Annotated in this window: 20 protein-coding genes; 9 read left to right on the plus strand and 11 right to left on the minus strand. The window is 67.3% G+C overall.

The genetic code is table 11. The features are described 5' to 3' along the window. The 6 genes from AAG816_RS01495 to AAG816_RS01520 form a co-directional block, all read right to left on the minus strand. Positions 1 to 938, minus strand: a 938-nt coding sequence (locus AAG816_RS01495; RefSeq protein ID WP_341987568.1) for a branched-chain amino acid ABC transporter substrate-binding protein, incomplete at its 3' end; no start/stop codon positions are given. Between the two features lie 165 nt (positions 939 to 1,103). Then, positions 1,104 to 1,565 carry a DUF6867 family protein gene (locus AAG816_RS01500; protein WP_341987569.1) on the minus strand — a complete coding sequence of 154 codons (462 nt, stop codon included), beginning with the start codon at positions 1,563 to 1,565 and terminating at the stop codon, positions 1,104 to 1,106. A gap of 1 nt (position 1,566) precedes the next feature. Beyond that, complete coding sequence (locus AAG816_RS01505; RefSeq protein WP_341987570.1) at positions 1,567 to 2,286, minus strand: ABC transporter ATP-binding protein; 720 nt, start codon at positions 2,284 to 2,286, stop codon at positions 1,567 to 1,569. After that, the gene (locus AAG816_RS01510) at positions 2,283 to 3,194 is read right to left on the minus strand and encodes an ABC transporter ATP-binding protein (RefSeq protein WP_341987571.1); all 912 of its coding nucleotides are present in this window, start codon (positions 3,192 to 3,194) and stop codon (positions 2,283 to 2,285) included. The genes AAG816_RS01505 and AAG816_RS01510 overlap by 4 nt, the downstream gene beginning before the upstream one ends. Then, complete coding sequence (gene livM, locus AAG816_RS01515; protein ID WP_341987572.1) at positions 3,191 to 4,630, minus strand: high-affinity branched-chain amino acid ABC transporter permease LivM; 1,440 nt, start codon at positions 4,628 to 4,630, stop codon at positions 3,191 to 3,193. Before livM ends, AAG816_RS01510 begins: the two co-directional genes overlap by 4 nt. Further along, positions 4,630 to 5,547, minus strand: a complete 918-nt coding sequence (locus AAG816_RS01520; RefSeq protein WP_341987573.1) for a branched-chain amino acid ABC transporter permease LivH — start codon at positions 5,545 to 5,547, stop codon at positions 4,630 to 4,632. The genes livM and AAG816_RS01520 overlap by 1 nt, the downstream gene beginning before the upstream one ends. Before the next feature lie 217 nt (positions 5,548 to 5,764). Between AAG816_RS01520 and AAG816_RS01525 the strand changes: the two genes are divergently transcribed. The 9 genes from AAG816_RS01525 (at position 5,765) to AAG816_RS01565 (ending at position 15,024) form a co-directional block, all read left to right on the plus strand. Further along, positions 5,765 to 6,229, plus strand: coding sequence for a carbon monoxide dehydrogenase subunit G (locus AAG816_RS01525; protein ID WP_341987574.1), 465 nt, complete (start codon positions 5,765 to 5,767; stop codon positions 6,227 to 6,229). A 28-nt stretch (positions 6,230 to 6,257) separates the two neighbouring features. Beyond that, complete coding sequence (locus tag AAG816_RS01530; RefSeq protein ID WP_341987575.1) at positions 6,258 to 7,307, plus strand: bile acid:sodium symporter family protein; 1,050 nt, start codon at positions 6,258 to 6,260, stop codon at positions 7,305 to 7,307. A gap of 142 nt (positions 7,308 to 7,449) precedes the next feature. Further along, a complete protein-coding gene (locus tag AAG816_RS01535; protein ID WP_341987576.1) occupies positions 7,450 to 7,941 on the plus strand; it encodes a (2Fe-2S)-binding protein in 492 nt (163 codons plus the stop codon). 224 nt (positions 7,942 to 8,165) lie between these two features. Next, positions 8,166 to 10,544, plus strand: coding sequence for a xanthine dehydrogenase family protein molybdopterin-binding subunit (locus AAG816_RS01540; protein WP_341987577.1), 2,379 nt, complete (start codon positions 8,166 to 8,168; stop codon positions 10,542 to 10,544). Between the two features lie 84 nt (positions 10,545 to 10,628). After that, entirely contained in the window at positions 10,629 to 11,429 is an 801-nt protein-coding gene (locus AAG816_RS01545; RefSeq protein WP_341987578.1) for a xanthine dehydrogenase family protein subunit M, read from the plus strand. A gap of 115 nt (positions 11,430 to 11,544) precedes the next feature. Further along, positions 11,545 to 12,360: a TSUP family transporter gene (locus tag AAG816_RS01550; RefSeq protein ID WP_341987579.1), complete on the plus strand. Its 816-nt coding sequence runs from the start codon at positions 11,545 to 11,547 to the stop codon at positions 12,358 to 12,360. A gap of 54 nt (positions 12,361 to 12,414) precedes the next feature. Then, positions 12,415 to 13,341: a MoxR family ATPase gene (locus AAG816_RS01555; protein WP_341987580.1), complete on the plus strand. Its 927-nt coding sequence runs from the start codon at positions 12,415 to 12,417 to the stop codon at positions 13,339 to 13,341. Positions 13,342 to 13,354: 13 nt separating this feature from the next. Further along, the gene (locus AAG816_RS01560) at positions 13,355 to 14,569 is read left to right on the plus strand and encodes a VWA domain-containing protein (RefSeq protein WP_341987581.1); all 1,215 of its coding nucleotides are present in this window, start codon (positions 13,355 to 13,357) and stop codon (positions 14,567 to 14,569) included. Beyond that, on the plus strand, positions 14,566 to 15,024 hold the full coding sequence (locus AAG816_RS01565) for a DUF488 domain-containing protein (RefSeq protein ID WP_341987582.1): 459 nt from the start codon (positions 14,566 to 14,568) through the stop codon (positions 15,022 to 15,024). Before AAG816_RS01560 ends, AAG816_RS01565 begins: the two co-directional genes overlap by 4 nt. A 17-nt stretch (positions 15,025 to 15,041) precedes the next feature. Here the strand turns inward: AAG816_RS01565 and AAG816_RS01570 are convergent, their stop codons facing one another. From AAG816_RS01570 to AAG816_RS01590, 5 genes are all read right to left on the minus strand, one after another. Next, positions 15,042 to 16,241, minus strand: coding sequence for an MFS transporter (locus AAG816_RS01570; RefSeq protein ID WP_341987583.1), 1,200 nt, complete (start codon positions 16,239 to 16,241; stop codon positions 15,042 to 15,044). Positions 16,242 to 16,434: 193 nt separating this feature from the next. Then, positions 16,435 to 17,397 carry a hypothetical protein gene (locus tag AAG816_RS01575; RefSeq protein ID WP_341987584.1) on the minus strand — a complete coding sequence of 321 codons (963 nt, stop codon included), beginning with the start codon at positions 17,395 to 17,397 and terminating at the stop codon, positions 16,435 to 16,437. A gap of 171 nt (positions 17,398 to 17,568) precedes the next feature. Beyond that, positions 17,569 to 19,206 (minus strand): molybdopterin-binding/glycosyltransferase family 2 protein, encoded by a 1,638-nt coding sequence (locus AAG816_RS01580; protein ID WP_341987585.1) that lies wholly within the window; start codon positions 19,204 to 19,206, stop codon positions 17,569 to 17,571. Next, positions 19,203 to 19,904, minus strand: coding sequence for an XdhC family protein (locus AAG816_RS01585; protein ID WP_341987586.1), 702 nt, complete (start codon positions 19,902 to 19,904; stop codon positions 19,203 to 19,205). Before AAG816_RS01585 ends, AAG816_RS01580 begins: the two co-directional genes overlap by 4 nt. Before the next feature lie 33 nt (positions 19,905 to 19,937). Beyond that, positions 19,938 to 20,261 (minus strand): XdhC family protein, encoded by a 324-nt coding sequence (locus AAG816_RS01590; RefSeq protein WP_341987587.1) that lies wholly within the window; start codon positions 20,259 to 20,261, stop codon positions 19,938 to 19,940. Positions 20,262 to 20,354: the final 93 nt, after the last annotated feature.

The raw sequence follows: 20,354 nt of genomic DNA on the forward strand, positions 1-20,354 counted from the left end.
TCCGCCGCCTGCTTGATGATCTGAACGGCGGCGTAGGAATAGAGCACGTAGCCTTCCGGATCGATGCCCTTGGCCTTGAACCGGTCCACCACTTCCTTGGCGGCCGGGCTCTTGCGCGGATCCGGGCCGAAGGTCATCAGGGTTCCGGCGGCGCCGGGACCGGCGATGGTCCAGAATTCCTTGTCGGTGATGCCGTCGCCGGAGAACAGCACGGTCTTCAGGCCCTGGTCGCGCATCTGGCGCACCAGCAGGCCGGCTTCGGGGTGCAGGCCGCCGTAATAGAGCACGTCGACGTTGGCGGCCTTCAGCTTGGACACCAGCGCGGAATAGTCCTTCTCGCCCGGGGCGATGCCTTCATAGACGACTTCCTTGATGCCGCCCTTGTTGATGGCCTTCTGTGTCTCGTCCGCCAAGCCCTTCCCGTAGGGGGTCTTGTCGTGGACCACCGCGATCTTCTTGTCCTTGAAGTTCTTCAGAATGTATTCGCCGGCCACCGCGCCCTGCTGGTCATCGCGGCCGCAGGTGCGGAACACGTTCCACAGCTTGCGCTCGGTGAAGGTCGGGTTGGTGGAGGCGGGCGTGATCTGCAGGATGCCGCCTTCCTCATAGTTCGTGGAGGCGGGGATCGAGACACCCGAGTTGAAGTGGCCGACCACGTATTTCACGCCGTCCGAGATCAGCTTGTTGGCCACCGAGGTGCCCTGGGCCGGCGTCGAGGCGTCGTCGCCGCTGTACGGCTGGATCTTCTGGCCGAGGATGCCGCCGGAGGCATTGATGTCCGACACCGCTTGGTCGAAGCCGTTCTTGAGCTGCGCGCCGAAGGCGGCGTTGGGGCCGGTCATCGGCGCGGCGACCGCCATCTTGACCTGGGCCTGGGCCTGGGCCGCGAAGGCCAGACCGGCGCCGAGCGCGAGCCCGGCGAGTAGAAGCTTCCTCATCCGTATCTCCTCTGGTTTTCCGGGCCCATGGTTTGCCATGCGGTCCGGCTGCAATGGGCAGATCGTGCGACTGAAGGCTCGAACCTGAACTTCAGCAGATGGTGATGGGCATTCTGCCGCAAAACCGCCGCCTGTCGATGGCGCCAATAGTGCGATGTGAGTGGCTCACGCCTTCGAGGCGGGGCCATCCCGGCGCATCCGCCAGGCGAACGGTCCGGCGTTCTCATAGATCCAGCCATAACGCTGGGTCATTTGCTGCTTGCGCACGGTGCGAAAGCCCAGCGTGGCGATGGCGAACAGGACCACCAGTTCCAGCAGGAAATGGTCCAAGGCGAATAGCGTCCCGTTGAACAATGCGAAGTGACAGAATCGGACCGCGCAGGTGACCAGCGCGGCATAGATGAACACTTGCAGGAAGGGATTCCAGCCCTTCGCCACCGCGCGCCCCGCCATCCAGGCGGCCCCGCCGCCCAAGGCGACGGTCACTAGCAGGAAATCGCCCAGGGACACCTCCACCACCGCCTGCGGGCGGGCGATGTAGAGTGCGAGCACGGCCACCAATGCCACGGCCGGGAAGACGATCATGGGCGAGGAGGAGCGCCCCGGATTGGGAATGGGAGTGACCATGTCAGTGGCCTCCTTCCAGATAGGCGGCCTGGACCTCGGGCCGCTCCAGCAGTTCGCGACCGGTGCCGCTCAGCGTCACCAGGCCGTTCACCAGCACATAGGCGCGGTGGGCAAGGCGCAGGGCATGATAGGCGTTCTGCTCCACCAGGAACACGGTCAGCCCCTCGGTGCGGTTGAGATTGCGGATGGCGTCGAAGATCTGCTTCACCACCAGCGGAGCCAGACCGAGCGAGGGCTCATCCAGCAGCAGCAGGCGCGGGCGGGTCATCAAGGCGCGGGCGATGGCCAGCATCTGCTGCTCGCCACCGGACAAGGTGCCGCCGCGCTGGTGCAGCCGCTCCTTGAGGCGGGGGAACAGATCGAACATGCGCTCCAGATCCTGCTGGAAGTGGGTGTTGCCATCCACCGCCGCGCCCATCTGCAGGTTTTCATAGACGCTCATGCGCCCGAAGATGCGCCGGCCTTCCGGCGACTGGGCGATCTTCATCCGCATGATGTCGTGGGTGGGCAACTGGGTGATGTCCCGGCCATCGAAATGGATCGAGCCTTCGCGGGCTCGGGGATTGCCGCATACAGTCATCATCAGGGTGGATTTGCCCGCCCCGTTGGCGCCGATGAGGGTGACGATCTCGCCCTCATTGACCTCCACATCCACGCCCTTCAGGGCGACGATGTTGCCGTAATAGGTCTTCACGCCCTTGACGGAGAGCAGCGCCGTCATAGGCCGACCTCCGCTTCCACATCCGCCACGGCCTCTTCGTCGACGCCGAGATAGGCGGCGATCACCGCCGGGTCGGCGCGCACTTCCTTGGGCGTGCCGTCGGCGATCTTGCTGCCGTATTCCAGCACGATCACATGATCCGAGATTTCCATCACCACCGACATGTCATGCTCGATCAGCAGCACGGACGTACCGTGATCGGCGCGGATGGACAGGAGCAGCGAATTCAGGGCTGCCGATTCGCGTGGATTGAGGCCCGCGGCCGGCTCGTCCAGGCACAGCAGCACCGGATCGGAGCACATAGCGCGGGCGATCTCCAGGCGGCGCTGGTCGCCATAGGGCAGGTCGCCCGCGGGATCGTCGGCGCGGTCCACCAGGTCCACCAGTTCCAGCCAGTGCAGCGCCTTGGCCATGCCCTCCTTTTCCTGGCGCTGCCAGGAGGGCAGGTTGATGAGGGCGCTGGGCGAGAGCAGGCCCGACCGGGTCAGGCGGGTGTGCTGGGCCACCATCAGGTTTTCCAGCACGGTCATGCCCGAGAACAGGCGGATGTTCTGGAATGTGCGCGCCACCTTGGCCGCGGACGACACCTTGTGGTCCGGCAGGCGCTCCAGCAGGAACAGACTGCCGCCCTTGGTCACGGCGGCGGCCTTGCCGTTGCTGGTCAGGGCTTCCAACTCGTCGTCGGTGGCCGGAACGCCGTGGGAGAGGGCAAGGCGCCCCAGCGTCGGCTTGTAGAAGCCGGTGATGCAGTTGAAGGCGGTGGTCTTGCCCGCGCCGTTGGGGCCGATCAAAGCGGTGACGTCGCCGCGCCCGACGGAGAACGACACGTCATTCACCGCGATCAGCCCGCCGAACTGCATGGTCAGGCGGTCCACCATGAGGATGGGATCTGCTTCCCAGTGTCTCATCCGTGGCCCTCCTTCACCAGATCGCCGGAGACCTTCTTGCGCTGCTTGAGGAAGATGGTGGCCATGCGGCTGGAGACCAGGCCGCGCGGACGCCACACCATCACCGCCACCATGGCGAAGCCGAAGATCAGCATGCGGTACAAGGTGGGATCGAAATCCGGCCCCAGCAGCCAGTCGCTCTTCAGGAAGGTGAGATTGCGCAGCATTTCCATGCCGCCGATCATGAACACGGCCGCGGCCGCCACCCCGATCTGCGAGCCCATGCCGCCCAGCACCACGATGGCCAGGATCATGGCGCTGTCCACGAAGGTGAAGCTCTCGGGGGAGACGAAGCGCACCCGCACCGCGAAGAAGGCGCCGGCGAAACCGCCGAACATGGCCCCGGTGGCGAAGGCGGTGAGCTTGGTCAGGGTGGTGTTGATGCCTAGCGAGCGGCAGGCGATTTCATCTTCCCGCAGCGCTTCCCAGGCCCGCCCCACCGGCATCCGCCGCAGCCGCAGCGTCACCAGCGCGGTGAGCGCGGAGAGGCCGAGAATGACGAAATAGAGAAAGATAATCCGGTGCATGGGATCGAAGGTGAGGCCGAAGGTGGCGGCAAAGCCGTTGTCCGCGGCCGAAAACGGCATGCCGAAGAAGGAGATGGGTGGGATGGAGGCAATGCCGGCGCCGCCATTGGTGAGATCGGTCCAATTGGTCAGCACCAGCCGGATGATCTCGCCGAACGCCAAGGTGACGATGGCGAGGTAATCGCCCCGCAGCCGCAGCACGGGGAAGCCGAGGATCACCCCCCAGAACGCGGCCAGGATGCCGCAGACCGGCAGGCAGACCCAGAATGACCACGCCGCCCAGAAGCCTTCGCCCACATGGGCATCAAAGAAGGCGTTCAGCGGCACGCTGGTGGAGAGCAGGGCGAAGGCGTAGGCGCCCACTGCGTAGAAGGCGACGTAGCCCAGATCCAGCAGGCCCGCGAGGCCCACCACGATGTTGAGGCCCCAGCCCAGCATGACGTAGGAGCCGATATAGACCCCGAGGTCGACCCAATAGCGGCTTTCCGACAATCCACCGGAGGCCAGGATCGCCAGGGCCGGATAGGCGATGGCGATGCCGAAGAAGGCGGGCTTGGCGAACGGCGCGAGCCGCTCGCCGACGGTGGACAGGACGGAGGGCGTACCCGCCGCGCGTTTGACCCGCCCCGGCCGCCAGATGGTGAGGTGCAAGGTCAGCCGCAGCCCCAGCACCACCAATGCGAAGATGGTCACGAGGCCGAACCGATAGGTGAGGCCCAGGGGGCCGCTGCCGCTCTCGGTGGCGCGAAAGCCCACCAGGGGCAGCAGAAGGAACCAGGTGATGATCCCGCTGGCGACCGCATCCTTCAGCGCGGTGGCGAGCGGGGAGGGGCGCGCGGAGACGCTCCCCTCCCGCGACGCGGCCTGCATCAGACCTTCTCCACTTCCGGACGGCCGAGCAGGCCCTGGGGCATGAACACCAGCGTGATGGCGAGGATGGAGAACGCCGCCACATCTTTGTATTCAATGGAGAAATAAGCCGACCAGAAGGTCTCGATCAGGCCGATCAGAAGCCCGCCCAGCACCGCGCCGGGCAGCGAGCCGATGCCGCCGAGAACCGCGGCGGTGAAGGCCTTCACGCCGGGCACGAAGCCGTCGTTGAAGTTCACCACGCCATAATACATCAGGTACATCACCCCGGCGACGGCCGCGAGCATCGCGCCGATGACGAAGGTGAGCGAAATGGTGCGGTCCACGTCCACCCCCAGCAGGGCGGCCATCTTGCGATCCTGCTCGCAGGCGCGCTGGGCGCGTCCCAGCGGGGTCTTCTGCACCAGATACCAGAAGCCGGCCAACAGCAGAACGGTGACGCCCATGATGACCATCTGCTTATAAGCCAGGGTCACCTGGTAGCCGTTATTGTCCATGAGAACGATGACGTCCGGAATCACCGGCGGCAGCGGCTTGTTGCGGGGGCCCTGGGCCACCTGGACGAAGTTCGCCAGAAGGATGGACATGCCGATGGCGGAGATCATCGGCGCCAGCCGGAACGAGCCCCGCAAGGGCCGATAGGCCACCCGCTCGATGACCCAGGACAACAGTCCGGTGAAGATCATCGCCACCACCAGGACGATCGACAGCACCAGGAAGATGGACGACATGCCCAACACCGTGGTGAGCAGCAGGAAGGCGATCAGGCCGATGAAGGCGCTGACCATGAACACATCGCCATGGGCGAAGTTCACCATGCCGATGATGCCGAACACCATGGTGTAGCCGATGGCGATCAGGCCATAGATCGAGCCGAGCGTGAGCCCGTTGATGAGCTGCTGGAGAAAGACGTCCATCCGTCCGATGCCCCTCTTTTGGACCCGCTTATTCTTTGGTCGTGCCTCATGAATGGGCGTAGCGGATCATTTCGACTCATAGCGCGGCTATCCTTGGGTGACAAACCCGCCCTTTGGACAGGGCGCCCCTCATTCCGTGCTTTTTGTCCGGCGCACAGCTTTCCCTTGTCGCGGCCCTGACGCAACATCCCGTGTTCCGAGTCTTTGGGAGGATACGATGGCGCTGGAAATGTCGGGCAGTTACGAACTGCCGGTGCCACGTGAGGTGGCTTGGGCCGCGCTCAATGATCCCGCCGTCTTGAAGCGCTGCATTCCGGGCTGCGAGGAATTGGACATGGTGTCCGAGACCGAGCTGAAGGCGGTGGTTGTCACCAAGGTCGGACCGGTGAAGGCCCGGTTCCGTGGCACGGTGACCCTGAGCGAATTCAACGCCCCGGAGAGCTATCGCATCTCCGGCGAGGGCGACGGCGGCATCGCCGGTTTTGCCAAGGGCGGGGCATTTGTGCGGTTGACCGCGAGCGAAACCGGCAGCACTTTGGATTATACGGCCGAGGCGCAGATCGGCGGCAAGCTGGCTCAGCTTGGTCAGCGCCTGGTGGCGGGGACAGCGAAAAAAATCGCCGACGAGTTCTTCAAGAACTTCGCCGAAGCGGTCGCACAGGAGACGTCCGAGGGAGCATGACCTCCCTCTTTTTCTGTGCACATCTCAGATGCTGTCCCGCTTTAAGCTCGATCCTTTCGTCATTGCCCTCGCCCTCACCGTCCTTCTCGCCATTGCCTGGCCCGCGCCCGGAGTGACCGATGGTCCGCTCCATGCGGACAAGGCGGCGAGCTACGGTGTGGCCTTCATCTTCGTCCTCTACGGACTTTCGCTTGCGCCCGAGCACCTCTGGAAGAGTGCCGGGCGCTGGCGCGTGCATCTGGTGGTGCAATCCTCCACCTTCATTCTGTTTCCCGTGGTCGTCCTCGCCGCGCACCCGCTCCTGGTGCGGGTGATGCCGCAGGAGATGGTGACCGGCTTCTTCTTCCTGGCGGCGCTGCCCTCCACTGTCTCCTCGTCGGTGGCGATGACCTCGCTGGCGCGGGGCAATGTGCCGGTGGCCATCTTCAATGCCAGCATTTCCAGTCTCATCGGCGTGTTTGTGACGCCGCTGCTGATGGCTTGGTACATGCACGCCACCGGCGGGCAGCTGGCGCTCCAGGATGTCATCATCAAGCTGGTGCTGCTGGTCATGCTGCCGGTGGGCCTGGGGCAATTGCTGCGGCCGCTGCTGGCGTCGCTCGTGGCGCGGCACAAGACGGTGGCGCGGATCGCGGACCGGGCGGTCATCCTGGCCATCGTCTATAATTCGTTCTGCGACAGCGTCGCTGGCGGGGTGTGGAGCCGTCACGATCCGCGCCTGATCGGCGAAATGCTGCTGGCGGTCATCGTGCTGTTCTGCGTGGTCTATGGCCTGGTGGGGCTGATCTGCCGGCTGGTGGGCTTCAGCGCCATGGACCGCATTGCGGTGCTGTTCTGCGCCTCGAAGAAGTCGCTGGCCACGGGGCTGCCCATGGCGCGGGTGATCTTCGGCTCGCAGGCGGAACTCAGTCTGATCATCGCACCGATCATGCTGTTTCATTTCGTGCAATTGGTCATCGTCAGCTTCATTGCCGGTCACAATGCAGCGCGGCTGGATGCGGAAGCAGCCCGCCCAAAGGCCTCCCCCGCAGCCGAAGCACCGCGGATGGTCGAAGAAAGCAGCGGCTCGCACCCGTGAGCTCAGCCGTCGCGCCGATCAGCACGCTTGACCGGCGCGACCCCCAAGTTCCAAACTGGAAAAGCTAAAAACGACCCCATCCATGCCCGAGCGTGCGGGGGCACCGTCGGGCCGGCCGGGCGATCGTCCGGGGAGGACGCGAATGACCAAGATTGCTGTAACGCTGAATGGCCGGGCCACTAGCGCGGATGTTGAGCCGCGGACCCTGCTGGTGCAATTGCTGCGCGACACCTTGCATCTGACCGGCACCCATGTGGGGTGCGACACCAGCCAATGCGGCGCCTGCGTGGTGCATGTGGACGGGGTCGCGGTCAAAGCCTGCACCATGCTGGCGGTCCAGGCGGATGGCACGCAGGTGCTCACCATCGAGGGGCTGGCCGGCGGCACGCAGCTTCATCCCATGCAGGAGGCCTTCCGCGAACATCATGGCCTGCAATGCGGCTTCTGCACGCCGGGCATGATCATGACCGCCGTGGACATGGTGGCGCGCCTCGGCACGGATCTGAGCGAGGGCACCATCCGCGAGAATCTGGACGGCAATCTGTGCCGGTGCACGGGCTATCACAATATCGTCAAGGCGGTGCAGGCGGGCGCTCATGCCATGGGCGCCCCGGCGGCGGCCGCGGCGGAATAAGCGCGGGCCTGTCGACCTCGCGCATCATTGCGGGCACGCCTGCCGCGGCCGGTACACGGGCCGGGCCAGAGGGCAGGGGGCGTGGACGCGCCGCTCCTGCCGCAGTCGAGATCTCGTTCGGCATGTCAACTGGCGTTCGACCGCGTTCGGCGGCGGACGCATCTCCCGGTCAAGCTCATCACAAGACGCGCCGGGGCCATCTCGTCCTTCAGGGAGGACATTTCATGACCGCCAGCATCGTCACCCCCATCGGCGCCTCTGTCCGGCGCAAGGAAGACCACCGCTTCATCACCGGCAAGGGCCGCTACACCGATGACATGGCCCGGCCCGGACAGGCGCACGCCTATTTCCTGCGCTCTCCGGTGGCCCATGCCAACATCCGCAGCCTGGATACCTCGGCCGCCGCTGCCATGCCGGGCGTGGTGGGCATTCTCACCGGCGCGGATCTCGCCGCCGACGGGGTGGGCGATCTCATCTGCGGCTGGATGATCCATTCGGTGGATGGCACCCCCATGCGCATGGGCTCCCATCCGGCGCTGGCCAAGGGCAAGGTGCGCTATGTGGGCGACCATGTGGCAGTGGTGATCGCCGAGACCCTCAACCAAGCCAAGGATGCGGCCGCCGCCATCGTGGTGGATTACGACGTTCTGCCCGCAGTGGCCGAGACCGGCCGTGCCCGCGCGGCGGACGCGCCGCAGCTGCATGAGGTGGCGCCCGGCAACACCGCTTTCTCCTGGGAACTGGGCGATGCGGCGGCCACCGACGCGGCCTTCGCCCAGGCGGCGCATGTGATCCCCCTGGATCTGGTGAACAACCGCCTCGCCCCCAACCCCATCGAGCCCCGTGCGGCCATCGGCGAATATGACAGCGGCGACGATGCCTTCACCCTCTGGACCACCAGCCAGAATCCGCATCTGGCGCGGCTGGTGCTCTCCGCCTTCGTGGGGCTGGCGCCGGAGCACAAACTGCGGGTGATCGCGCCCGACGTGGGCGGCGGCTTCGGCTCCAAGATCTTCATCTATGCGGAAGAAACCGTGTGCACCTGGGCGGCCAAGAAAGTAGGCCGGCCGGTGAAATGGACCTCGGATCGCTCGGAGGCCTTCCTCTCCGATGCCCATGGCCGCGACCACATCACCCGTGCGGAGCTGGCGGTGAACGGGGAGGGCAAGATCCTCGGCTTCCGGGTGAAGACCACCGCCAATATGGGCGCCTATCTCTCCACCTTCGCCTCGGCCATTCCCACCTATCTCTATGCCACCCTGCTGTCCGGCCAGTACGACATCCCGGCCATCCATTGCCATGTGGACGCGGTCTATACCAACACCGCGCCGGTGGATGCCTATCGCGGCGCCGGGCGGCCGGAGGCCACCTTCCTGGTGGAGCGGATCGTCGAGATCGCGGCGCGTACCCTGGGCATGGACGGGGCGGAGTTCCGCCGGCGCAACTTCATCACCAGCTTCCCGCACCAGACGCCGGTGATCATGGCCTATGACGCCGGCGACTATGCCGCCTCACTCGACAAGGCGCTGGCCATGGCCGACTACGCCGGCTTCCCCGCCCGCAAGGCTGCCGCTGCGGCCAAGGGCAAGCTGCGCGGCATCGGCCTGTCCAATTATATCGAGGCCTGCGGCATCGCTCCTTCGGCGGCAGTTGGGTCGCTGGGGGCCGGCGTCGGCCTGTGGGAAAGCGCCGAGGTGCGGGTCAACCCCACCGGCAATGTGGAAGTGCTCACCGGCTCGCACAGCCACGGCCAAGGGCACGAGACCACGTTCGCGCAACTGGTGTCCTCGCGCCTGGGCATTCCCATCGATCAGGTCAGCATCGTCCATGGCGATACCGACAAGGTGCAGTTCGGCATGGGCACCTATGGCTCGCGTTCCGGCGCGGTGGGCATGTCGGCCATCTTCAAGGCTTTGGACAAGGTGGAGGCCAAGGCTAAGAAGATCGCCGCCCACATGCTGGAGGCCTCCGAGGGTGACATCGAGTTCAAGGACGGCCGCTTCACCGTCGCCGGCACCGACCGGGGCCTCGCCTTCGCGGAAGTGGCGCTGAATGCCTATGTGGCGCACAAATTCCCCACCTCGGAGATTGAGCCGGGCCTGAAGGAAGGCGCCTTCTACGACCCGACCAATTTCACCTTCCCCGCCGGCTGCCATGTCTGCGAGGTGGAGGTGGATCCCGACACCGGCGAGACCCAAATCGTGCAGTTCGTGGCGGTGGATGATTTCGGCGTGGTCATCAACCCGATGATCGTCGAGGGCCAGGTGCATGGCGGCATCGCCCAGGGCGTGGGCCAGGCGCTGCTGGAGGCGGTGCATTATGACGGCGACGGCCAGCTCGTGACCGGCTCGTTCATGGATTACACCATGCCGCGGGCGGAGAATTTGCCGTCGTTCAAGGTCGGCCTCACCGAGACCCGCTGCCCATCCAACCCGCTGGGCATCAAGGGCTGCGGCGAAGCCGGGGCCATTGCGGCGCCGCCGGCGGTCATCAATGCCCTGACAGACGCATTAGGCACCGAGGACATCCCCATGCCCGCCACGCCCGCCAGGCTGTGGCAGATCATCCAGGCGCGCCGCGCGGTGGCCCAGGCGGCGGAATAGCGCCGCCCTCGCCATCCGCTTTGACCCATTTGCGCTCGCGGCCATGTGTCGGCCCGGGCCGGACACCAGATCAGGAGACAGGCCATGTATGCCTTCGACTATGAGCGCCCTTCCGCCGTCGACGCTGCCGTTGCCCTGCTGCGCTCGGTGGAGGAGCCCAAGGTGCTGGCCGGCGGCCAGACCTTGCTGCCGACCCTGAAGCAGCGGCTGGCGCAGCCCGGCACCCTCGTGGATCTCGCCCGCATTCCCGGCCTCTCAGCCATTGAGCGGCGGGGGGAGGGACTGTCGATCGGTGCCATGGCGCGGCATGCCGCCGTGGCGACCTCGCCGCTGGTGCGGGAGGCGATCCCCGCCCTCGCTGAGTTGGCGGGCATGATCGGCGATCCGGCGGTGCGCAATCGCGGCACCCTGGGTGGCTCCATCGCCAACAATGATCCCACCGCCGACTATCCCGCCGCCTGCCTGGCCCTGGGCGCGACCATCATCACCAGTGCCCGCCAACTGGCGGCGGACGATTTCTTCACCGGCCTGTTTGAAACCGCGCTGGCGGAGGACGAACTGGTGCTGGCGGTGGAGTTCCCGCTGCCGGCCCGCGCCGGTTACGCCAAGTTCCGCAATCCTGCCTCGCGCTATGCCATGGCGGGGGTGTTCATCGCTCAGGGGGCTGACGGCATCCGTGTGGCCGTCACCGGCGCCGGCCAGGGCGGCGTGTTCCGCTGGACCGCCGCCGAAGAGGCCTTGGCCGCGGATTTCCGGGTCGAAAGCCTGGCGGACATCGCTCTGGATGCGGATGACATCATGTCTGACCTGCACGGCAGCGCTGATTATAGAACGCATTTAGTTAAAATCATGGCGAAACACGCCATGGTTGCAGCTCTGAGGTAGGCAGGTAGCTACTACGGCGTTATTCGTCGATAACTAAGCAGAAGTCGTCAGAATTTCATGGTTTTAGTGGAAGGAGAGGTCGTATCTTGCTCGGGCGCCTGAAGGGGGGGTCCAAATGGCGTCGAGCTCATTTCCTGATGTTGTCGAGTTCGCCCTGGCGTTGCTTGCGTCAGGCGCGCTTGCGGGGTTGCTTGCTGGTCTGTTCGGGATCAGCGGAGGGCTGGTGATTGTTCCCGTGCTTCACCCGCTTTTCACAACCTTGGGTGTGCATAATACGATTGTCGTTCATATGGCGGCGGCGGTTTCCGTTGGCCTTATGATCCTGACCGTTGGCCGTGCGTTGCTTCAGCGGCGCAATGGGCTTGGGGAGGGCGATGGCCAGCCTCGGGCTTGGCTCTGGCCGATTCCAGCGGGCGCCGTCGCCGCAAGCGTGGTGGTCGCCGCCCTGCCGGGGCCGGAAATGCAGTTCATCTTCACCATCGCCATCCTGGCGGCGGCCGTGAAGATGCTGTTTTTCTCCAGCCCGGCCGGCATCACCGCCGCCCAGGGCGGGCCCAGCAAGGCCTCCTTCAGCAAGGCCTCCTTCAGCCTGCCCGGCGCCGGCTGGGGCCTTGAGTGGAAAGCGGGTGCCGATCGGGCCTCACGCGCATTTCAGCGTTTCGCCCAGTCCCCGGCAGCCACCTGTGCGCTGCTGGCTATTCCCGGCGTCATCGTCCTTGCCATGGCCGGGTTTGGCGAGCCGCGCCTGCCGGCCGGGATCATGGGCTATCTCAATGCGTTGGGCGTCGTGGTGATCTTGGTGACGTCCACATTGCTGGCGCCGGTGGGCGCAGAATTGTCCGGCCAGTTCCCCAAGCGCGTGCTGGAAGTCAGCTTCGGCATCTTCCTGCTGCTGGTGGCCGCCGAGTTCGCGTTTGAGCTGCTGGTCTGAGCTTTCCTGTCGGGGAGGCTTCCGGCATCTGGCATCCCGCGGTAAACCTGGGGGATGCCTGATCCCGCTGCCTTCCCGCCTGCGTCCATCGATGCCACTGCCGCGCTGCTCACGGGCGCAGGCTATGTGCCGGATCGGGCGCTCTCAACGGTTGTTCATCTCGCCCTGCGCATGGGCCGCCCCTTGCTGCTGGAGGGCGAGGCCGGAGTGGGCAAGACCGAGGTGGCGCGCACCCTCGCCAAGGCACTGGGCCGTCGCCTGATCCGCCTGCAATGCTACGAGGGGCTGGACTTGGCCGCGGCGGCCTATGAATGGAACTATGCGGCGCAGATGATCGCCATCCGGCTGTCGGAAGCTGCCGGCGAAAGCGACAAGGCCAGCATCGCCTCCGACGTCTTCTCCGAGCGCTATCTGCTGCGCCGGCCGCTGCTGGAGGCCCTGAGCCCCGATCCCGCCGGACCGCCGGTGCTGTTGATCGACGAACTGGACCGCACCGACGAGGCGTTCGAGGCCTTCCTTTTGGAAGTGCTGTCGGAGTTCCAGATCACCATTCCCGAATTGGGTACGGTGAAGGCTGCGGCGCCGCCCATCATCATTCTGACCTCCAACCGCACCCGCGAGATCCATGACGCGCTGAAGCGGCGCTGCCTGTACCATTGGGTGGACTATCCCACCGCCGAGCGGGAACTGGAGATCCTGCGGGCGCGTCTGCCCCATGTGGGCGAGGCGCTGTCACGGCAGGTGGTGGCGTTCGTCCAGGCGATCCGCAAGGAGGACCTGTTCAAGGTTCCCGGCGTGGCGGAGACGCTGGATTGGGCCACGGCTCTGGTGGAACTGGATGCGGTGGCGGTGGACCCGGCCCTGGCGGGCGACACCTTGGGCGTGCTGCTGAAGTATCAGGACGACATCGCCAAGACCGATGCCCCCGCCATCACCCGCCTGCTGGCCGAGGCGCGGCGGGCGAGCGCGGAGGCCCCATGAAGCCGCTGCGGCCATGAGCGAAGGCCGCCTCGCGCAGAACGTGCTCTATTTCGGCCGCGCCCTGCGCGCCGCCGGCCTGGGCGTGGGGCCGGGGACGATGCTGGATGCGGCGGAGGCCATGCGGATTGCCGGCATTGGCAGTCGCGAGGATCTCTATTGGACCCTGCATGCGGTGTTCGTGTCGCGGCGCGAGGACCATGCGGTGTTCGATCAGGCGTTCCAGCTGTTCTGGCGCCGCCGCGCTGCCGGCGACAAGCTGATGGCGCTGCTCTCGCCGGTGGCGGTGCCCGTCGCCCCGCAAGCGCCCAAGCCGGGCCTGCGCCGGGTGGAGGAGGCGTTCTTCGCGGGGGGAAACAAGCCGCAACCCGAGGCGCCGCCGGAGATCGAGGTGGATGCCCGCCTCACCGCCTCCGATGCGGATGTCCTGCGCACCCGCGACTTCGCCCAGATGAGCGCGGAGGAACTGGAGCAGGCCCGCTGCCGCATCGCCGCGCTGAACATGCCCGACGACCGGGTCCGCACCCGGCGGCTGACGCCGGACCCGCGCGGCCGGCTGGTGGACATGCGCGCGGCCTTGCGGGCCTCGCTGGCCACCGGCGGCGCCTTCATTCCCCTGCGCCGGCGCGGGCCGAGCGAGCGCCCGCCGCCGGTGGTGGCGCTGGTGGACATCTCCGGTTCCATGAGCGACTACGCCCGCCCGGTGCTGCACTTCCTGCACGCGCTCACGGCGCGGCGGCGGGTAGAGACCTTCCTGTTCGGCACCCGGCTCACCAATGTCAGCCGCGCCCTGCGCCACCGCGATGGAGATGCGGCGCTGGCGGGGGTGGCGCAGATGGTGCCGGACTGGTCGGGCGGCACCCGCATCGCCCCTTCGCTGCGGGCGTTCAACAAGGACTGGTCGCGGCGGGTGATGGCGCAGAACCCGGTGGTGCTGCTGGTCACCGATGGCCTGGAGCGCGATGCCGATGACACCTTGTCCCGTGAAATGGACCGGCTGCACCGGTCCTGCCGGCGTCTGGTGTGGCTCAATCCCTTGCTGCGCTATGCCGCCTTCGAGCCCCGCGCCCGTGGGGTGAAGGCGATGCTGCCGCATGTGGACGAGTTTCGCCCGGTGCATGATCTGGCCAGCCTGGAAGGGCTGGTGAAGGCCCTGTCGGGGGCACCGCAGCCGGTGGCCGGGGTGCGGCGGGCTGGAAGGCACAGCAGGATGGAAGGGACACTGCAATGACCCGTGTCACCGATCTGTTCACCATCGGCTATGAACAGACCACGCCGGCGGCGTTCCAGGCGCAGCTGAGCGGGGCGAAGGTCGGGCTCCTGGTGGACGTGCGCGCGGTCGCTGCGTCGCGGCGGCCGGGATTTTCCAAGACCGCTTTGGCCGCCGGCATCGCTGAGCACGGCATCGCCTATGTGCATCTGCGCGCCCTCGGCACGCCCGCCGATGGCCGCGCGGCCGCGCGCAAGGGCGATGTGGCCAGCCTGTGGCGCATCTATGAAGCCCATCTCGCCACGCCTGCGGCCCGGGAGGCCCTTGATGAGCTCACCGCGCTCGCCCAGGGCCGCCGGATCTGCCTGCTGTGCTTCGAGCGGCATGCGGAGGGGTGTCACCGGCTGCGTCTGGCGCAGATCCTGTGCGAGCGGCTGGACGTGCCGGTCACCCATCTGGTGCCCGACCCGTTCTGACCCGCGACCGCGATCTCTCAGACCGTGCGGCGCTTGAGCCGGAACACCATCACCACCCCGACGATGCAGGCCAGCGCGCCGGCGAGGAACACCGACGAAAACCCCGCCCGCGCCACCATCAGCCCGGCCAGCGGCCCGGTGAGGCCCAAAGCGATGTCCATGAAGGCGGTGAAGCTGCCGATGGCGACGCCCTGGCTCTCGCGCGGTACCCGGCGCACCGCGTCCACGCCCATGGCCGGGAACACCAGGGAGAAGCCGGCGCCGGTGAGGAACGCCCCCAGCCACGCCACTTCCATCTGCGGCGCGCCCCACAGCAGGGCTTGCCCGATCCCCTCGATGACCAGCGAGACGATGGACACCACCGCGCCGCCGTAGCGGTCCGGGGTGTGGGAGAACAGCAGCCGCGCCACCACGAAGCCGGCGCCATAGAGCGACAAGGCAATGCCGGCGCCGGACCAGCCGCGCTCGGCGAACGTGAGCACCACGAAGCTGCCCAGCAGCGCAAACGGGGCGGTGGACAGCGACAGCACCAGCCCATGGCGCCAGATCAGGCCCACCACCTGGAAGAAGGGCATGCGCGGGGCGCCGCCCTTGGCCGCCTTCGGCACACCGGGCAGCATGAGAGCGATCATCAGACCCAGCAAGGGACAGGCCGCCGCCAGGGCGGCCACAGCGGCAAAGCCGAAGCTGTCCTGCACCAGCACGCCGATGGGCGCACCCACCGCCAAGGCGGCCATGACCGCAATGCCGTTCCAGCCCATCACCAAGCCGGTCTGAGCCGGGCCGAGGCGGCCGATGCCCCAGGACAGCAGGCCGGTGATGAACAGGCTTTCCGCCAGTCCCAGCACCATGCGGCCGCAGACCAGCACCGCCAGGCTCAGTTCGGGCGAGGCCACGGCCAGGGAGGCGAGATAGGAGAGGCCGGAGAGCGCCGCCAGCGGCAGGCCGGTGATCACCGCCCACTTGGCGCCGCGGATGTCCACCATCCCCCCCATGACGCCGCGGGTCAGGACGGTGACCAGGGATTGGCTGCCCACCACGGCGCCGACGATGACGGCGCCGAAGCCGAGCCCGTCATGCACGCGCACCGGCAACACCGGCAGCGGAATGCCGATGGCCAGCATGGCCAGGAACGAAGTGATGGTGAGCGGAATGAGACGCGGAATGACGCTGAACAGCGCCGCATTGCCGCGGTGCGGAGGAGGAGACTGTGACATGGGAGAACGCGGCCTTCGTCGCGCGGCTGAGGAGCCGCTGCTGCGCGTTGCTTGACGTCAGACGCTTACGTGGAAGGCAAGCTTCCAATGCCCGGCTCTTTAGCGACGGGGTCCGCCGCGGTCAAGGCAGGGGACGCGCATTGGTCCGGTGATCGCGGCTGATGAGCATGGCCGCCGATCGGCTCAGGAGCCCTCAGCCCTTGAAGGTGATGGATTTTGCAATCTGCTCGATGGAATTCTTGGTGTCGCTCAGGCGGTCTTGGGGCACGATCGCCATCAGGCGGATGAAGCGCCCCTGCGCGCCGAAGGCCAGATATTGCGAGAACCGCCGCCCGTCGGCGGTGGTGCCGGTCAGCAGCAGCCCGTCCGCGCCGGCGAAGGGGACGCTGGTCTCGCCATCCACCGTGGCATTCTCCAGGCCATGGGTCGTTTCCAGCAAGGCCCGCGCCACCTGTTGGCGCTGGCTCGGGTCGATGGGCGCGGAGAGCTGGGAGGCGACGACAATCAAGGGCTGTGTTCCCTGCGGGTCCACGTCCCGCTCGCCGGCGGTCATGATGACGGCGGAGCCGGCGATGGTGTTGACCACCCGGAACGGCGCGCTCGCGCTGATGGCGAAGGGCAGGCTCGCCACCTTGTCCGCCAGCGAGGGTTCCTTGCCCAGCTTCAGGGTGGCCAGGGATTGCTTGACCGCGGCCGCATTCAGCTTGCTGCCCTCGGGAGCCTGGAGGGTGATGAGGACGGTCTTCTCGCCCTTCAGCACCATGAGCCATTTCCTGAACACCTGGTCCTTGACCGTCTGCGTGCCGCTGATGAGCGGAATGCGCCCGGCGCCGGTGGTGACCTGATCCAGCCCGGTTACCGTGATTCCACGGGGCGCCAAGGCCGCGCGGGCGGCGCCGAGATCGGCGAACATGGCGGCGATCTTGTCATAGGCTTCGATGGGCAGTTCGGTGACCATCAGGCTGGAGAGCCCGTCGGCGCTGGCGAAACCGGAAAAGCCCGGGGCCGGGGCAAAGCCCTGCGGCGGCGTCACCGAGACTGTGGTGCCGCGCACGGCCTGAGGCGCCTGGGCCAGCGCGCCGGTGCCGGACAGCGGGATCACCGCCAGCAGGACCAGACAGCTGCGGACGAGAAATAACCGCGCGGCGTGGAACATCGGATCTCCTGCGATCATGCTCATCGGCCCTTGGGCGATGGACCGTGTGCGCGTCTCGGCCATACGGCTTCGCAACCCGTCCGGGGTGACGCCATAGGCTGATAGCGAGGCTGTACGCCATATTCAAATCCGCGGGCGCCGGATGCGATCACGTTGTGGTTGCCGCGCCGCTCATTTCGGGTCGCGATCCGGCGCGGCGGCGCCAGCCATATAAGCGCGGGCCTTGGCCAGCGCCTCTGGGGTGTCCACGTCCAGGAACGCACCGGCGCCGGTAACCGGAATGTCGAATACCGCCTCGGGATGGGCCGAAATCAGCCGCCGGGCCCCGATATCCCCCTCCAGACCGGCCAGGTCCGGGAAGAAACGCCGTGACCACAGCACCGGATTGCCGCGCATCTCGCCGTCCATGGGCACGATGATCAGCCGGCCATCCTCGGGCGCAAAGCCCTCCACCAGCCGGTCGAGCAAGGCGGGTGCCACCAGCGGCATGTCGCCCAGCAGCACCATCGCCCCCTCCACGTCGGCGGGAACGGCGGCGATGCCGCGGCGCACGGAACTGGCCATGCCGGTGGCATGGTCGGGATTGTGGACGAAGAAAACCGGCAGCCCCGCCAGGGCCGCTTCCACGCGGGCATGGTCGTGGCCGGTCACCACCAGGACCGGGCGGGCCCGGGAGGCGAGCGCGGCCTCCACCACCCGCCGCACCACGCAGGCGCCGCCCACCTCTTCCAGCAATTTGTTCGGCCCGCCCATGCGGATGCCGCGTCCCGCGGCAAGCACGACGGCGGCCACCTCCGGTGCGCGAGCCGGCGTTGGCTCCAGCCGTGGCTGCGGGCGGGTGACGATTTCCATCAGCAGGCCGCCCACTCCGAGTGCTGCAACCTCTTCCGCAGTGACCGTGCGGCCGGCGAGGATGCGCATGAGCATCCAGTCGAAGCCGTTTTCCTTGGAACTGCGGGCGCAGCCGGGGGCGCCGATCACCGGCACGGGGCCGAGCCGGCCCAGCAAGGTGAGGTTGCCGGGGTCCACCGGCATGCCCAGCCGATCCACCACGCCGCCGGCCGCCTCCAAAGCGGCGGGGATCACGTCCCGCCGGTCGGTGATGGCGGAGGCACCGAACACGATCACCAGGTCCGCCTCCGCGCGCACCGCCTGCGCGATGGCGTGGCGCAGGGCCTCGGTGTCATGGGGAATGCGGATGTCCTGGGCGATGAGCGCACCGGCGCGGGCAAGCCGCTCGGCGGTGACGCGCAGGGTCTTCTCCACCACCTTCGGCATCAGGCCGGGCAGCAAGGTGGAAATCACCGCCACCCGCCGCCGCACGAACGGATGCACCGTCAGCAGCGGGGCGGCGCGGGACAACGCTTCATCCACCAGCGTTCCGGCCACCGCAAATGGAATGATCTTGACGGTGGCCACCATGTCGCCGGCCTTGACCGGATTGAGGTCCGGCAGGGTGGCAAGGGTGATGGCTTCGTCCAAGGCGTTGAAGCCATCGACCCCGACGCGGTCCACCGCCACGACGCCGTCCGTCAGGGCGAACAGATTGCTGCGCCCGGTAAAGGGGGCTTCCACCCGCACCTGTTGCCCGGCGATGCGTGTGGCCAAAGCCCCGGCGGCGGCATCCTCATGGATGTCGCCCGCTTCCAACTGCGCCACCACCACCTCGCGCACGCCAGCGGTGGCCAGAGCGGCGATCTCGATGGCACCCAGGCGGGTGCCTTTCTTGATCACCAGCCCCTCGCTGCGGATCGAGTGGGCGGCGATGGCGCCTTCTGCGGCGCCGAGCGGGACCGGCCCGAACTTCACGCAGCGGCCTCGCGGGCGGGGGCCGGCTTGCGCAAAGCCGCGATCACCTCGCCCAGCACCGCCACGGCGATCTCGGGGGGATTGGCGGCGCCGATGTCGAGGCCGATGGGGGCGTGGATGCGCCCCAGCAAGGCGGGCGAGAGGCCGCGATCCGCCAGCCGGTCCAGGCGCTTGGCATGGGTGCGGCGGGAGCCCAGCGCGCCCACATAGAAGCAGTCCGCCAACAGCGCCGCCTCCAGGGCTGGCTCGTCGATCTTCGGGTCATGGGTCAGGGCCACCAGCGCCGTGAACGGGTCCAGCGCCAGATCCGGCAGGGCGGTGTCCGGCCATTCGGCAATCACCGTGGTGTCAGGAAACCGCTCGGCCGTGGCGAAGGCGGTGCGCGGATCGACGATGGTCACGTCATATCCCGCCAGCCGCGCCATGGGCGCCAGGGCCTGCGAAATGTGCACCGCGCCGATCACCACCACCCGCGGCGGCGGCACATGCACGGTGAGGAACACCCGCCCGTCCCCTTCGCCCACCACCCCGCTTTTGCCCGCGCGCAAGGCCGCTTCCAACTGCGGGGCCAGCGGGTCCGTGGCGATTTCACTGGCCCGCAGCAAATGCTGGGCGCCGCTGGACAGATGGGTGATGAGCACGGTGGCGCGCCGCGCCGCGCGCTCGGCATTCAGCGTGGTGAGAAGGGCAAGATCCATGGGAAAATGAGTTCCTGAGAGGCTGAGCAGGCGTCAGTCGATGCGTTCCACATAGACGCGGATGGCGCCGCCGCAGGACAGGCCCACCCGCCATGCGGTCTCGTCCGCGACGCCGAATTCCAGCGTCCGCGGTTTGCCGGTCTCGATCACGTCCAGCGCCTCGGTGACCACGGCGCCCTCCACGCAGCCGCCGGAGACCGAGCCGAGGAAGTTTCCGGTGTCGTCGATCACCAGATGGCTGCCCACCGGGCGCGGGGCCGAGCCCCAGGTTTCCAGCACCGTGGCCAGCGCCACCGCCTTGCCCGCCCGGCGCCAGGTGGCGGCGGCTTCCAGGACATCGTCTTCGCGTGCGAGCATGGTGCCTCCCATCCGAGGTCCGGCAGGACGGCCCTTCCGGACCTCCCTGCCATTGCGTGGCGAAGCGCGGCCCCGCTTGGTGCCGGGCGCCCC

This window comes from Azorhizobium sp. AG788 (genome assembly GCF_943371865.1).
Taxonomy (GTDB): Bacteria; Pseudomonadota; Alphaproteobacteria; order Rhizobiales; family Xanthobacteraceae; genus Azorhizobium.